The sequence below is a fragment of the Agrobacterium sp. K11 genome (assembly GCF_059429395.1).
This window is the reverse complement of sequence record NZ_JCAHRB010000002.1, coordinates 671,773-685,138: the sequence shown is the minus strand read 5'-3', so window position 1 is coordinate 685,138 and position 13,366 is coordinate 671,773. Positions and strand designations below refer to the sequence as shown.

The 13,366-nt window shown below is 58.2% G+C and carries 12 protein-coding genes; 4 read left to right on the top strand and 8 right to left on the bottom strand.

Translation table 11 applies throughout. The features are described from left to right. Positions 1-122: 122 nt before the first annotated feature. Both AC5SEO_RS04735 and AC5SEO_RS04730 read right to left on the bottom strand, forming a co-directional pair. On the bottom strand, positions 123-422 hold the full coding sequence (locus AC5SEO_RS04735; protein WP_065660130.1) for a DUF982 domain-containing protein: 300 nt from the start codon (positions 420-422) through the stop codon (positions 123-125). A gap of 73 nt (positions 423-495) precedes the next feature. Next, entirely contained in the window at positions 496-972 is a 477-nt protein-coding gene (locus AC5SEO_RS04730; RefSeq protein ID WP_112959767.1) for an Hsp20 family protein, read from the bottom strand. Between the two features lie 639 nt (positions 973-1,611). On the opposite strand from AC5SEO_RS04730, the gene AC5SEO_RS04725 reads away from it, so the two are divergent. The 3 genes from AC5SEO_RS04725 to AC5SEO_RS04715 are packed head-to-tail and all read left to right on the top strand — an operon-like array spanning position 1,612 to position 5,317. After that, positions 1,612-2,865 (top strand): glycosyltransferase family 4 protein, encoded by a 1,254-nt coding sequence (locus AC5SEO_RS04725; RefSeq protein WP_174003101.1) that lies wholly within the window; start codon positions 1,612-1,614, stop codon positions 2,863-2,865. After that, positions 2,862-4,145 carry a glycosyltransferase family 4 protein gene (locus AC5SEO_RS04720; RefSeq protein WP_112391058.1) on the top strand — a complete coding sequence of 428 codons (1,284 nt, stop codon included), beginning with the start codon at positions 2,862-2,864 and terminating at the stop codon, positions 4,143-4,145. Before AC5SEO_RS04725 ends, AC5SEO_RS04720 begins: the two co-directional genes overlap by 4 nt. Further along, entirely contained in the window at positions 4,142-5,317 is a 1,176-nt protein-coding gene (locus tag AC5SEO_RS04715; RefSeq protein ID WP_174003078.1) for a glycosyltransferase, read from the top strand. Before AC5SEO_RS04720 ends, AC5SEO_RS04715 begins: the two co-directional genes overlap by 4 nt. Here AC5SEO_RS04715 and AC5SEO_RS04710 read toward each other — a convergent pair. The 6 genes from AC5SEO_RS04710 to AC5SEO_RS04685 all read right to left on the bottom strand — a co-directional run bounded on the left by AC5SEO_RS04710 (position 5,281) and on the right by AC5SEO_RS04685 (position 11,799). Continuing rightward, complete coding sequence (locus tag AC5SEO_RS04710; RefSeq protein WP_174003081.1) at positions 5,281-5,889, bottom strand: LbetaH domain-containing protein; 609 nt, start codon at positions 5,887-5,889, stop codon at positions 5,281-5,283. The genes AC5SEO_RS04715 and AC5SEO_RS04710 overlap by 37 nt on opposite strands. Positions 5,890-5,892: 3 nt before the next feature. Continuing rightward, positions 5,893-7,170, bottom strand: a complete 1,278-nt coding sequence (locus AC5SEO_RS04705) for a hypothetical protein (protein ID WP_162694331.1) — start codon at positions 7,168-7,170, stop codon at positions 5,893-5,895. Continuing rightward, complete coding sequence (locus AC5SEO_RS04700; protein ID WP_236773617.1) at positions 7,167-7,733, bottom strand: YdcF family protein; 567 nt, start codon at positions 7,731-7,733, stop codon at positions 7,167-7,169. Before AC5SEO_RS04700 ends, AC5SEO_RS04705 begins: the two co-directional genes overlap by 4 nt. Positions 7,734-7,875: 142 nt before the next feature. Next, on the bottom strand, positions 7,876-9,021 hold the full coding sequence (locus AC5SEO_RS04695) for an MraY family glycosyltransferase (protein ID WP_495363756.1): 1,146 nt from the start codon (positions 9,019-9,021) through the stop codon (positions 7,876-7,878). Between the two features lie 254 nt (positions 9,022-9,275). Then, positions 9,276-10,535, bottom strand: coding sequence for a glycoside hydrolase family 140 protein (locus tag AC5SEO_RS04690; protein ID WP_236773618.1), 1,260 nt, complete (start codon positions 10,533-10,535; stop codon positions 9,276-9,278). Positions 10,536-10,599: 64 nt separating this feature from the next. Beyond that, positions 10,600-11,799 (bottom strand): glycosyltransferase family 4 protein, encoded by a 1,200-nt coding sequence (locus tag AC5SEO_RS04685; protein ID WP_060642738.1) that lies wholly within the window; start codon positions 11,797-11,799, stop codon positions 10,600-10,602. A gap of 270 nt (positions 11,800-12,069) precedes the next feature. Between AC5SEO_RS04685 and AC5SEO_RS04680 the strand changes: the two genes are divergently transcribed. Next, on the top strand, positions 12,070-13,302 hold the full coding sequence (locus AC5SEO_RS04680) for a polysaccharide pyruvyl transferase family protein (protein WP_060642737.1): 1,233 nt from the start codon (positions 12,070-12,072) through the stop codon (positions 13,300-13,302). Positions 13,303-13,366 lie beyond the last annotated feature (64 nt).

The window sequence follows — 13,366 nt, the reverse complement described above, 5'->3', positions numbered from 1 at the left end:
CTTCGCAGTAATCGCTTTCGCAGGGGCGGTAAATCAGCTCGCTCGGCATTCTAGAGCCCGTGCACGATACCGCCCCCGCATAACGGACAACTCGCCGCTGCACATTTATAACCGTGTCTATCTCAATTCACATGCGGATCTCTGTCGCGCGAAAGACGAGACGCGGCGATGGCACTATCTTCCGGTGCAAGTAGATCGTGTCTTTCGGCAAAGGCCACGAACAAGCCGCGGGCGGTCTCCGCTTCAATCTCGCCGCGCAACGCGGCAGCACATGCCTTAAGCGCAATGGAATGTGCGCTATCTCGGTTTGTTGCGGGCCACTCGGAAAGATGTCGGTAGGCCTCCAGCACGTTTCGAACCTCCGCTGGAAAGCCGAGACCGACAAGAATGAAAACAGGCTGTCTGAACATATCGGGTTTCATTGCTTTCTCCTTCCCATCCCGGATATTGGTGGGCGCCATCGCGACGGCGCCCCTGTTCATCCAACAATGTAAATCAAGCCGCCTTTTGTGCTTCGATCTGGCCCGGGGCAACTGTCGGCACCAGAACCGCATCGGTCTGGATGTCGATTTTCCGGGGCTTCAGGGCCTCCGGGATTTCGCGGACGAGATCAATCGAAAGGAGACCGTTTTTCAGTTCGGCGCCGCTCACTCTGACATGATCGGCGAGTTCGAACCGATGCTCGAACGGACGGGCCGCAATGCCGCGGTGCAGGTAGCCCCCCGCGGGTGTCTCCTGCCTCTTGCCTGTCACGGTCAGGAGATTGGACTGGAAAGTGATGTCGATCTCGTCCCGTGTAAAACCAGCCACCGCAATAGAAATCTGATAGCTGTCTTCGGCCGTCCTAATAATGTCATAGGGCGGCCAGTCACTGATCGTGCGGGTGCGCTGGGCGTTTTCGAGAAGATTGAAGACCCGGTCGAATCCGATGCTCGATCGGTACAACGGTGCATAGTCGTAAGATGTTGCCATAACCATATCCTCCTTGAAGCAACATGGGTACCAAAGCGCCAAAAGCGGCGCTTCCAGCACGGCCAGTCCTGTCATCAGCGACTGGCGGCTGACGATTTGGTTTTTCGTGTTTTCAAAATCAAGAGGCGAAGCGAACGAAATTTGCTTTCGCACCCGTATTAAATATGGCTCGGGTACCGCGCGATCAAACGCCTCCAGCCACGCCGATATTCGGCCCGGGAAGCAGGATTTCTGCCCGACCCTGGGCACAACCTGGAACCGCCATTGAGGCACCACTCTCCTGGACATCGGCGGGGAGCTCGGTCGGACTCGGTGTTAAATCCATATCTTAAGACAGGACTTCGGTTCGAGGCCACACAGCGTCGCGTGCGGTTGCGCCTCGGGACGGCGCGCAGTCAGCTCGCGATCCACATCGGCCCGTCCCTGCCATTGATTGGCCCGGGGCATCATGGATTTCATAACCCATAAGGGCTTCATCTGCGTTTCAGCTACCAAAAGGATAGTACGGCGCCAACTTCGGAGTACCAGCCACTCCGTATCATGCGCCCACTAGTCCTTACGACCAGCTTGCCGCCTGTTTTCACGTCGCCAAGAATGCTCCTTCAGACCGGACATTTGGCGGGAGAAAAAAGCGTGAGGATGATCTTCCTGAACAGATACGGTTTCCCCGACCAGTCGGCAACAAGCCGGATGATATCATCGCTCGCCGTTTCAATGGCGCAGCGCGGAATGAACGTGACTGTCGTTGCAAGTCGCGAAATACACAATCATCCCGGAAGCGTGTTGCCCGCAACCGAAACGGTTCGGGGTGTACAGATCCGACGGCTCGCAAGCGGCCGCTTCGGCCGCCACAGCCTCACGCGCCGGAGCATTGATTATCTTCTTTTTCAGGTGCTGGCATTCGCCTGGCTTCTGCGCAACGTTCGGGCGACGGATACGGTCGTTGTCTGCACCGATCCTCCGCTCCTCTCCGTCATGAGCAGCATCGCGATCCGCCTAAAGGGCGCACTCATGGTGAACTGGATCATGGATCTTTTTCCCGAGACCGCAATCGAGCTTGGATTTTTCAGGAAACGTGCACGGTGGCTTGCGCCATGGCTGACGCAGGCGCGCAACTGGTCTCTGCGATCCCCCGGCATGGTTGTCTGCCCTACCGACAAGATGGCAGAATTCCTCTTCACGCAAGGGCTTGCAAAGGATCGCGTCAGCGTCCTGCATCACTGGTCGGATGGGGAGGAAATCTATCCTGTCCTACCCCAAGATAACAGCCTGCGGAAGGCGTGGGGACTGCAGGATGTGTTTGTCGTCGGCTATTCAGGAAACTTCGGGCGGGCGCATGAGTTCGGCACTATGCTGGCAGCGGCGAAAGGTCTCGAGCACCGGCAGGATATCCGGTTCCTTCTCATTGGCGGCGGACACCAGCACGCGGCTGTGAAGACTGTCGTGCAGGATCTCGGTCTTCAAAACGTCATCTTCAAGCCGCTGCAGCCCGTTGAGAAACTTGCTGAAAGTCTGAGCGTTGCTGATGTGCATCTGGTCTCGCTGCTGCCGGAACTGGAACACTGCATCATTCCAAGCAAATTCTATGGCATCCTCGCGGCCGGGAGGCCGACGATCTTCGTTGGCGACCCTGATGGAGAGGTGCCGCGCGTTCTCAGAGCCAAGGGATGCGGCAGCAACGTCGAAATCGGAGAGATCGATAAGCTCTCCAGCACCATCGAAAAGCTCTGCGACGACCCGGATACCACGACAGCAATGGGGGATGCGGCACGGCGGCTGCTTTGTGCCGACTATTCCCGAGAAAAGGCGGCAGATGCCTGGGCAGTGCTGATCGCCGGGCTGCAGACTGTCGAGCCTTCCAGTCCCCCTATCGCTCAAGGTATCTCGTCATGAAAGACAAAGTCGTCGTCAGCCAGCTCGGCGCCCGCATGCATTATGCCGTACCGAGAATATTTGCATCCGCTGGCCGCCTTGCGCATTTTTACACCGATATATGCGCCACGAAAGGCTGGCCCCGGATCGTCAATTCGTTTCCGGCAACCCTTTATCCCGCACCTGTCAAACGGCTGGCCGGTCGGCTGCCAAAAGGCGTGCCGACAGCGCTAACGACGGTGTTTTCCAGCTTTGGCCTCCGTTCCGTGCTGCGCCACATGCGAACGAAAGACGTTGTGGAGGAAACCTCTCACGCGATCTGGGCCGGGTCGATTTTCTCCGAAATGGTGGCCCGGCGCGGCTTCCATGGCGCAGCTGGTCTCTACGCCTTCAGCGGCGACGCCCTCGAACAGATGCGGGCGGCAAAACAGCAGGGCCTTTGGACCGCAGTCGAGCAGATGATCGCGCCACGCGATGTCGTCGAAACGCTTCTGGACCAGGAGATGATGCGGTTTCCCGCATGGGCCGGCCCGGTGCGGGATAATCCGCATGCGCGTCTGTTTGCCGATCGGGAGAAAGCGGAGTGGCGCCTTGCAGATGTCATCGTCTGCCCGTCGGAATTTGTCCGCAAGCACGTCGTAGCATGCGGTGGCCCGGAAGACCGGTGTGTCGTCGTTCCCTATGGGGTCAATTCCACGGCTGCCATCGACAGACCGGCACGCATGCCGGGGCCAATCAGGGTCCTGACCGTGGGCGAAGTCGGGCTGCGCAAGGGATCGCCCTATGTCGTGGAAGCTGCCAGATTGATGGACGGCGCCGCCCGCTTCCGGATGGCGGGTCGCGTTCGCGTACCCGATGATGTCAAGCAGCAGATTTCGCAATGGGTCGAGCTGAGAGGTATCGTTCCGCGCTCGCAGATCGCCGAGGAGTTTCGGTGGGCGGATGTCTTCCTGCTGCCGTCGCTCTGCGAAGGCTCCGCAACCGCCGTCTATGAAGCGCTGGCAGCGGGCCTGCCGGTTATAACGACCGAAAACACCGGCAGCGTCGTTCGCGATGGCATCGAAGGTTTCATCGTTCCCGTCTGCGATCCGGAAGCTATCGCGACCGCGGTGCGTGCGCTTGCCGACAATCCCGAGCTGAGGCGGATCATGTCTGCCAATGCACTCCTTCGCGCAGCCGAACATACCGTGGAATCCTATGGCAAGCGGCTTCTTGCGGCCCTGTCCGGCCCGCATCTGTCGCGCTCGCCAACTCTTTGCATGACGGACGATGCGCGGTACCTGGGGAACTACGAGATATGAAGATCATCCACGTCATCGCTTCGATTGATCCCAAACATGGCGGCTTGCAGGCCGTTGCCATGCGCCTTGCCGCTGCACAGGCCGGCCTCGGCCTCGATGTGAATATCGTCAGCTATGGCGACGCCGCAATCGAGGCACAGGTCACGGAAATCGGTCGCAGCATACCGCATTTCGAGAGTATCCACTGGCATCTCCTGCAGCCGTCCGGCAGGCTGGAGACGCTGTTCTGCTTTAAAGGCCGGCGAGTGCTGAAAGACGTGCTGAAAGATGCATCCTTCATGCATATTCACGGGGTATGGGAGCCTTTTCTGCTCTATGCTTCCAAGCTCGCCCGCGCCGCTGGCGTACCCTACTGCATCTGCCCGGCCGGCATGCTGGACCATTGGAGCCTTGGCCAGCGATCGTGGAAAAAGAAGATCGCCCTGATGCTGTGCTACCGCAAGATGCTGAACGAGGCTGCGTTCCTGCACCTGTTGAACGTCGATGAAATGGCAGCTGTCGAGCCGCTGAATTTCCAGGCACGAAATCTGATCATACCGAACGGTGTTTTTGCCGAGGAATTCGATCCCCTGCCGGCCCGGGGACATTTCAAGCAGAAAATCGCCCTGGCGCACGGCAGGCGTTACATTCTGTTCCTGTCACGCCTGCACATCAAAAAAGGTGTCGACATTCTCGCCTCGGCCTTTGCGGCTATCTCTGACACCTATGTCGACGTTGATCTCGTCGTCGCAGGTCCACCCGGTGGAGCAGAGGGCCATTTTATGCACCTGGTCAAAAAACTGAACATCCGGAACCGGGTCTTTATGGTCGGGGCCATTTACGGCGAAGCAAAGCTCGAAGCCATGGTCGATGCCGACTGCTTCTGCCTGCCAAGCCGACAGGAGGGTTTCAGCATGGCGATCACCGAAGCGCTCGCCTGCGGCACGCCTGTGGTGATCACCGACCAGTGTCACTTTCCCGAAGTCGGATCTGCCGATGCCGGGGTTATCGTCGCGGTTGACGCGGCCGAGGTTGCCAAGGGCCTGGCAAGCGTGCTCAGCAACCCCGCCAAAGCGAGAACGATGGGTGAAAACGGTCGTCGACTTGTGCTGGAGAAATTCACCTGGCCGGCCATCGCCCATGCCACCCTGGAGGGTTATCGGCTGAGCGCGTTGGAGGCCGCCGCTTCCTGACGACGCGAGCCGACTGGCCTTGCCGGATTGCCGACATAGATCGTCCAGGGCTCCAATGACTTCGCGGTGACGGCTCGCGCACCGAGCACGGCCCCCTTGCCGACGACGACACCGGGACCGACGAAGGCTTCCGCCGCAACCCAGGCGTCCTCCTCGATCAACACCGGCCGCGTCACGAGGGGAAACGCGCTATCCTGAACATCATGCGACCCGGTGCACAGATGGGCACGTTGCGAGACAGAGGCATATTGGCCGATGGTGATCATGTCGACGTTGTAGCAGATCACCCCAGGTCCAAGAGATGAATGACGCTCCATGACGAGGTGCCCCGGCCACCACACGATCGCCTTGGAATGCACCATTGCGGTGTCATGCAGGCGCGCGCCGAAACTGCGCAGGAGAAAATTGCGCCAGCGGCGCATCGGCGGTGGCGTCCAGCCGGCAAGAAGCCGCCAGACGATCATCCAGACCAGTCGTTTCAGCCGCAAATGCAGTGCAAAGGTCGGACCTCCGAAACGCGGCAGGGTCGTCGTTGCATGCTGGAAGGCAGGATCGTCGTATCGTGAGCGCATCGCCTATCCTCCTGCTTGAGACGTCAAATATGGTATCGCGTACCGACTCTGCTGCACGCGCGCGGGTATGACGGCAAATGCCAGCGCCGGCGCTGCAAACATCAGCATATGCACCCAGACCATGAGAACCCAGTCGGTCTGATGCGATATGGCGTGCATGGACGGTATGATCGACAAAAGATAGGTGAATTGCGCAGCGAACTCGCCCGTGTTTGCGGTCACCCAGATCCGGCGCACCAGATAGGCGAGCAGGAAAAATTTGAACGCCCCCAGATACCAGAAGGATCCGAACGCATCCGCCATTCCGGTCTCGGTCGTGCCGAGGACAGGATTGTAGTCGCGCGATTGAACCGGCACCGGCAACATGAAGGATTGCTTGACCTCCACGCCCACGAGTTGCGCGGGCACGAAGTTGAACACCAGCCTGTTCCAGTGGAACTTGCCGTAGTCGAATTGCAAGGTGTTTGCGGTGTTGTCGATCCGCATGATCGCGTTGCGCATCTCGTCGCCGCCGTCCCGGAACACTTTCTCAAGATTGCCGATGACATCTATCCTCTTGATGTCATCCCACACGGGAGCGTCGTTGGCCTTGGTGATGGCGCGGTAGTCGCCCATGCTGTTCATCGACAGTGTGCCGAGGAAAAGCGCAATGATCACGAAGATGCGCGGGATCGCCCATCCCTTGTAAAACCACCATGCCAGCGCGAACATCATGATGAGTTCCACCGCTTCGGCGCGCTTTCCGGTTATCACGATGCGATCCAGGTAAAAGACGAGATCGAACGCAAGGACGGCCAGCGCCAGCCAGGAGAATCGCCGTGCAAGGCAAAGCACCGCAATGGCCAGACCATAACTCAACAACCGCGAAAAGAAGATGTACATGACCGGAACTCCGGTCATCTGCACCGCAATGGTCAACTCTCCCGGCAAACGGCTAAGCTTGAAATAGAAGTAGGCGCCGGCGACCGAGAGAACGGCTGCGACGATCAGCAGACGTGTTTCGTCGAAATCGATACGGAAGAATGCAAAGGGTTTTGCCGTTCTTTTCCATCCCCACCAGCACATGAAAAGGCACAGCATCATGAACACTGCGGCTCGGGTGAACGCGCCTTCCGGCAGGAAGTTTTCAGACGAGAGGCCAGGAACCTGCGGCAAGATGAAACTGAACGTGATGACGCCCGTCAGAAACGGGAATTCGTAAATTCGCTCCCGACGCATCATTCCCCAGAAGAGGAGCAGGACGACACCAGCGAAGAGGCAAAAGACCAGAAGCGTGTTCATGATGAAGCAAGCCCCGCCTGAACCGGCGGCATATCCCGCACGAAACTGCTTCTGAGGTCGTAGAGGAGCGCTTTGGCGTACTCCTTGAACACCTGCACCCCGTCGCCGTTGATGGCAAGCCGCCACAGTGGCACGGTTCGTTGCGCAGGAAGGGAAATCCACTCGATTTGAGGCATCACAAACCGGAAGCGCTTTACTGCGCGTCGTGAATGAAACCAGCTCGTGACCAGAATGGCACTTTTTGCCCCCATTCCAGTCAGTATAGGCTGTGCGAATGTCGCGTTTTCCCAGGTGCTGAGCGAAAGACATTCCGTTGAGACGACTGCGGAATCCACCCCCAGCCGCACCAGCATGTCGCGGATGAAGTCGCAATCCCCATAGCCAGTCACCAGAACGAGCGGCGCCCTTCCCTCGTGCCATAGTTTTGCGGCCTGGGCAGCTCGAGGAGGACCGTCCCCGCCCAGAACTACGATGACGTCGGCTTGCGCAGGCGGGTCCTCCACTACAAGGAGCGACCCCGCTGAGACGAGGGCAAGTCCGTAGAGCCCGATTGCAGTCAGCATCATCAAGCCCAGTAAAATTGCGTTCCGTTTCAATGGCGGAGCGTTTCGGATGTTCTGGGAAATGCGCGAACGCGAAAGCCGTCCTTTTGAAACCGGTGTCGAGGGAATTCGCGGTCCGGGCCACGGCGCTTTCATGAGGCGATTACTCTTCATTCGCCGATTGAATGGCTCTTGGCTCCGGCGCGGCGCTTGCGGCGACCGGTAGACGCGCCACCTCGCGGTAGAGATCGAAATTACCCCTGTGAAGCCAGGTTTTCGAGAGGTAGCCCGTCGCGGTAAGGACGAACGCGGTGTGAAGGGCAATCGGCACGAGAAGGCCGGCGGCCATCATCTCCGCCGGAACACCGGCTTTTATTCCGGCAAAACCGATGCCGCCGCAAATGAAGGAAATGACGACCAGCGTGTTCGTTGCCGCCGCCGGCGCGAAACCATAGTCCAGCAGCAGATGATGAAAGTGCCAGCGATCGCCCGACATTGGACTGCGACCGTGCATGATACGACGGACGATCAGGCTGAGCGTATCGGTGATCGGCAGGATCACGATCCAGAGCAATGCCGGAAAGGATACCGCAGCGCTTGTGGTCGCCAGCAGGACGATTACATAGGCAATCGTCGCACCCAGTGCGGTACTGCCCGCATCGCCGAGGAATATGCTCGCCCGTGCGCGCCATGGACCGCGCATGTTGAAGACCAGAAAAGCGCAGAGGCATACGCAGAGTGCCTGAAGCGGCGCGATAATGTCGCCGACACCTGCGAAGATCGCCACGATCATCAGCCAGATCAACGCGACACCCGCAGTGCCACCTGCAAGCCCGTCGACGCCATCAAGCATGTTCCACGAATTCACCAGCCCGGTCACGAAGAGAACTCCGATGACGAAAAATAGCGGCAGGAACAGCTCGGAATGCTGCGTGAACAGCACGCCGATGGAGAGAGAGCCGATATCGGCGCCGCCTACGAGAGCGATCGCCATTGCTAGTTGCATGAGAAGGCGTCCTGCTGCGGGTAGCGGCCGGCGATCATCGACAACGCCCATTAGTAGAATGACCGCCAGCCCGAGCCAGAAGTTCATGCCGAGAGCCTCGCTCCACCCACCGACGAATGCGGAAACAGCGAAAGCGGCAAAGATCGCGATGCCACCGCAAAGAGGAACGGCTCCCGTGTGGCGTTTGCGGATTGAATCGGGGCGATCCACAAGCTGAAACACAATGGTCAGGCGCCTGAGAACGACGATGAGGGATACGCACAGAACGAAAGTGGCAATGGTGTTGAAGAGTATCCCCGACATGTCTGATCCCCACACTGAAGCTTGGCGGCGCATTTGCAACGATACTCGCCTCCAGACGATCCTAAAAAACACCGGCCCTGAGGGGTATGCGGGCAAAAGGCGTGTGAAATCCACCAAAGGGAGAGGGTGTCGAAATTAACGGCTACCCTACCCACCCCCGAACCGGATCGACTATCGAAAGAGCTAGGTTTGAGACCTTGACGGCGAGCGACCACAAATGAACGACTCGGCAGCGTGCGGCATCTTGCAAGTGATCATTCCTGTGTGGAGAGAACGGCGATCCAGTCCTGAAAGCCGAAAGCATTCGCCGATGCCGGCACCGTCACGTTACGAAGGCCGCTGCGGCCAAGACGCTCGATCGGTTCGATGTAAATTCCATTCGAGGGATCATACCAGCGAAGGGTTTTCTCGCCTGCCGCCAAACTGTCGAGATCGATCGCAACGGAAGGAGTGTCGAGATAGATCACGGCGAAAAACCCTTCCCTGTCGCGCGCCGCGAATGCGCCCGCATCGCTTTTCAGCAAGCTTCCCTGATCGGGTACGAGCTTCCACCATGCCAGTTGTCTGAAAAGCGAGGCCAGATGGGTGATGCTTTGAGCACCACGGCTGTTCAGCGAACCTTGCCAGCTGTCCTTCGCTTCATAAAGCCCGGCGGCGGAAAAATGCCAGACCGGATTGTTGCCGAAGAGCTGACCGCTCGCGCCTGAAAGCAGCGCACCATAGGCGATAAGACGAACCTGACGCTCCTTCACATCGTTCTCGCCTTCATATGCGCCTTCGATGAGGAAAAAAGGGCGTCTTGGTCCAGATCGGTAACGATCCAGCACCTCCGCCGCGACATTGCTGTAAGTATAAACTGAATCGATATCGAGCCAGGAAGCGCCCCGCCAAAAATCGCTCGTCACGGTATCGGGATTGCCATGCACGGTCTGCAATGCCGAAAGATCAGTTTCAGCGATCCCCATTGCAACAGCCATGACCAGATTGCGATCGGGCGGATCGTAATCCCCGCCCTGCACCCAGATGATGTTGGGGTACTTCGCAAAACGCTGCCCGACATAGCGTCCATAAGCCCGCAGCTTTTCTGGCCCGGCCGCGACCATTTCCTGATACCATCCTTCGGGGCCACCGCGTGCGCCGCTATAGGCCGGACAGAGAAGCACCAGCAGGTTGTGGCTGGCGGCTGCCTTTATGACGGCTTCTGCCCTGTCGAAATAGGCCTCGTTTGGTTGCTCGAATGCATCGCCTGCGAAAGGTTTCTCGTTGTAGAAGTTCGCCGGCGCCTTGCGGGAGAACTGATGCTCGATCAACGATACAAGCACGGTGTTGAAGCCCTGCCGCTTTCGGGTTTCCAGATAAAATTCCGCATCGGGAATAGAGGTATCACCAATGAGCGACCACGCACTGTCGCCGACAATCAGGAACGGCAGACCCTTGCTGTCTTCAAGATAACGCCCGTCCTTCGACGTCTGCAGCGGAAAAACGGTATCCTGGGCGTTGCAGGTCGAAAACATGCATAGCCAAAAAAAGAAGACGCCACACAGATGTCCAAGTCGCCGCTGATCGCCGATCATCGCTTCAGAGCCGTTCACGAACGACGCGAAGCCAGTTTTTCAAGGGCAACGGCAGATAGGTTCGAAGGCCCGGCCTCAAACCGGCGGGAATAGACCAGTCCTCCATCCTGAGCACTGTTGACAGGCCAGGACGGTCGTTCAGTGTCATAGTGATGACTTCGTTGTAGCGTGCGGCCATCCGTTCGATGCTGAAGCGGTTCAGGACCATTTCCTTTCCCGCGATCGACATCCGCTCGAGAAGGTCGCGATCGGCATGCAAGCGCGCGATCGCATTGGCCGCTGCCGTATAATTGCCGATCGGGAACAGGAAGCCGTTTCGGCCCGGCTCGACAATCGTGTCCGTCACGCCGCGGATATGAGACACGACCGGGACGCAGCCGCCGGCCATTGCCTCGATCATCGTCATGCCAAGCCCCTCGAAGCGGGACGGCATGATGAGAACATCGTGACTGGCCATGATGACCGGTATGTCTGAAAGCTGAACGGATCCTGCGTAACTGACGCGATGGCCATGGCCGTCTAGCCGTCGCCTGAGCTTGCCCATATCCGGCCCATCTCCGACGATCGTCAGGCGCACGGCCTCGGGCGAGGCATCCAGTATCTCCCGCAGCCACATCACGCCTTTCGATGCATCTTCAATGCGGCCGACGAAGAGAACCTTGAGTTCCGGCCCTCGGTTGAAGCGCCGAACCGCCTGGCTCCGGAACGCATCGCTGTCCACCGCATTCGGGATTGCGTAGGTACGCTCCTTCGAAAAGCCGTTGCGCGCGACAAGGTCGGCGCGGCACCGCTCCGATACGCCGATCGTGACATGGGCATAGTCCCGGACCGAGCGCGCAGCCGCGTATGTTCCAGGCGAGATATTATGGACGACGAGAATACGCAGGATACCTTCTGGCAAATAGCGCGCGATATTTGTCTGCAACTGATCGCCTAGAACGTTGACGATCACACCGTCGAACCCTCCGTCTTCGATGGCAGTCGCCATTCGCCCTGCGCATTCGCGTTCGCTGAGATTGACGGGCATCCGCAGCAATTGACCGAAAGCCTTCTCACCCTGGAGATCGAAAGGCAGCCCGTATGTTTCCTTGCACACGCCGAGCCATCGCACGTCTATGCCATAGGCAGCGAGACCTTTGCGAAGATGTTTGAAGACGGAATAGGTGCCGCCGATATGGGGAAGAACAAAATAGGCAAGCTTCATGGGACACTCTCGCTCTTGCATCCACAACCATGCCGCAACGGATCGACGGCGGATGGTTCGAGTGGCTGCTAAGGCGACATACTAAAAAGCCACGGGATGACAGTCAGTTGCATCTTAGGCTTAGCTGTATCTTCCTTTGAGAGGTTTGCGTCAGTCAGACTATTCGTTTGGCGTAAGACGCAACCCGAATGTCGGTGTGGGGTCGGACTGCTCCAGCGGATATCAATGCCATATCGAGCGTGTCGGCGCCGGGCTGCGATTGGAAAATAAATGAGGATCACTCTCCTTGGACAATTTGGCTCTGGCAATTCGGGCAATGACGGATCGCTGGAAGCCATGCTCCTTTATCTGCGCAGGATGAGGCCCGATGCCGATCTGTTGTGTATCTGTGCAAGTCCGACAGTCGTAAGTGCGAAGTTCAATATTCGTGCGATGGGTGTTGGGGGGCCTCCCCTGACAAATGCATGGATGAGGCACCTGGACAAGCTGCTCGGCAAGGTGCCTTCACGGCTCATGCTATTGGTCAGTTCCCTCTTTAGTTTCGACAAGGCTGACCTGATGATCATACCGGGGACCGGCATCCTCGATGATTTTCAGGAAAAGTGGTTCGGCTGGCCCTTTGTCGTGTTTTGCTGGTGTCTCGTTGCACGCCTTCGCAACACACGGATCGCCTTCGTCAGCATCGGCGCTGGCCCGATGAAAAGCCGTCTCAGCCGCTGGTTCCTGCGCTCTGCCGCACAGATGGCCTCCTATCGATCCTACCGGGACGATTTCTCGCTCAACTACATGAAAACGATCGGTGTCGACGTGTCGCGAGACCACCGTTACCCCGATATCGCCTTTGATCTTCCTATTCCTGTGCCCCACCGGCAGAGCCCCGCCGACGGCGTAATGAGAATAGGCGTCGGCGTCATGGACTATCGCGGCTGGCGTCACAACGATCCCGAGGCCGCCAGGATTTACAAGACCTACATCCACAAGCTCTCACGGCTCGTGAGCTGGTTGATCGGTGAAGGCCATCGCATCACCCTTTTGATGGGAGACATTACGGACAGGGTCGCCTGCGCGGATCTGATGTTTCTGCTGACGGACATGCTCTCCGAGGACGAGTTGGCGCAGATCGACATCAGCGCGGCCGCAACGCTGCGCGATATCATGCAGCAGATGGCAGCAATCGACCTTGCGGTGGTGTCGAGATATCATGGAGTTGTCTGTTCCCTGAAGCTCGGAAATCCGACGATATCAATAGGTTATGCCAGAAAGTTCGATGATTTGATGAACGATTTCGACCAGGAGAAATTTGCCCGACACATCGACACGTTCGAAGTCGAGGAAGTTATCGAGCTGGTGAAGGAGATACTCGCTGGAGCCGGGGCGGTAAGACAGCGGATCGACCACGCCAATGATCGCTTCAAGCGCCAGCTTTCCGAGCAAGAGGCGCTACTCGGCCGGGAATTTCTCTCAACTGATGCCGTCGCAACGCCGCAGAGCGTTACGCCTTAGCAAAGGTGTCCCGCAGCCTAATGCTTTCGACGTAATACCGAGGCTCTTCACCACTCGACGGGAG

Bases quoted from the DNA above. Each gene is read 5' to 3' on its own strand.
- AC5SEO_RS04710 (WP_174003081.1), bottom strand. From the start codon at position 5,889: ATGCGCTCACGATACGACGATCCTGCCTTCCAGCATGCAACGACGACC.
- AC5SEO_RS04730 (WP_112959767.1), bottom strand. From the start codon at position 972: ATGGCAACATCTTACGACTATGCACCGTTGTACCGATCGAGCATCGGA.
- AC5SEO_RS04685 (WP_060642738.1), bottom strand. From the start codon at position 11,799: ATGAAGCTTGCCTATTTTGTTCTTCCCCATATCGGCGGCACCTATTCC.
- AC5SEO_RS04690 (WP_236773618.1), bottom strand. From the start codon at position 10,535: ATGTTTTCGACCTGCAACGCCCAGGATACCGTTTTTCCGCTGCAGACG.
- AC5SEO_RS04680 (WP_060642737.1), top strand. From the start codon at position 12,070: ATGAGGATCACTCTCCTTGGACAATTTGGCTCTGGCAATTCGGGCAAT.
- AC5SEO_RS04705 (WP_162694331.1), bottom strand. From the start codon at position 7,170: ATGAACACGCTTCTGGTCTTTTGCCTCTTCGCTGGTGTCGTCCTGCTC.
- AC5SEO_RS04715 (WP_174003078.1), top strand. From the start codon at position 4,142: ATGAAGATCATCCACGTCATCGCTTCGATTGATCCCAAACATGGCGGC.
- AC5SEO_RS04700 (WP_236773617.1), bottom strand. From the start codon at position 7,733: ATGCTGACTGCAATCGGGCTCTACGGACTTGCCCTCGTCTCAGCGGGG.
- AC5SEO_RS04720 (WP_112391058.1), top strand. From the start codon at position 2,862: ATGAAAGACAAAGTCGTCGTCAGCCAGCTCGGCGCCCGCATGCATTAT.
- AC5SEO_RS04735 (WP_065660130.1), bottom strand. From the start codon at position 422: ATGAAACCCGATATGTTCAGACAGCCTGTTTTCATTCTTGTCGGTCTC.
- AC5SEO_RS04695 (WP_495363756.1), bottom strand. From the start codon at position 9,021: ATGTCGGGGATACTCTTCAACACCATTGCCACTTTCGTTCTGTGCGTA.
- AC5SEO_RS04725 (WP_174003101.1), top strand. From the start codon at position 1,612: ATGATCTTCCTGAACAGATACGGTTTCCCCGACCAGTCGGCAACAAGC.